A 277-nucleotide genomic window follows, 5' to 3' on the forward strand; every position below is an offset into this window, starting at 1 on the left:
CAACAGACGGATGAGGGTGCGCAGCTGACGATCTCCAGGGAGGACCGGCCCCTCCATACCTTCGATTATTATACTGATTTTATGGCGTGGCCCGCTAACCTGGAAGAGGAGGTTGGCATTGACGAGGCGGAACTGGTCTATGTGGGATACGGCATCCAGGCGCCGGAGGAGGACTGGGATGATTTTAAGGATGTGGATGTAAAGGGCAAAGTGCTGGTGGTCAAGAACAACGACCCCGCCGGCAGCCCGGATCTTTTTAAGGGGGAGACCCGCCTGT

Annotated in this window: 1 protein-coding gene; it reads left to right on the forward strand. The window is 56.7% G+C overall.

What is annotated here, in order from left to right:
- The coding region (locus R0J87_RS19985; protein WP_498888433.1) for a protease-associated domain-containing protein at window positions 1–277 on the forward strand (277 nt) is incomplete at both ends.

This window comes from Halomonas sp. SIMBA_159 (assembly GCF_046536035.1).
In the GTDB taxonomy this organism is placed as follows: domain Bacteria; phylum Pseudomonadota; class Gammaproteobacteria; order Pseudomonadales; family Halomonadaceae; genus Vreelandella; species Vreelandella venusta_A.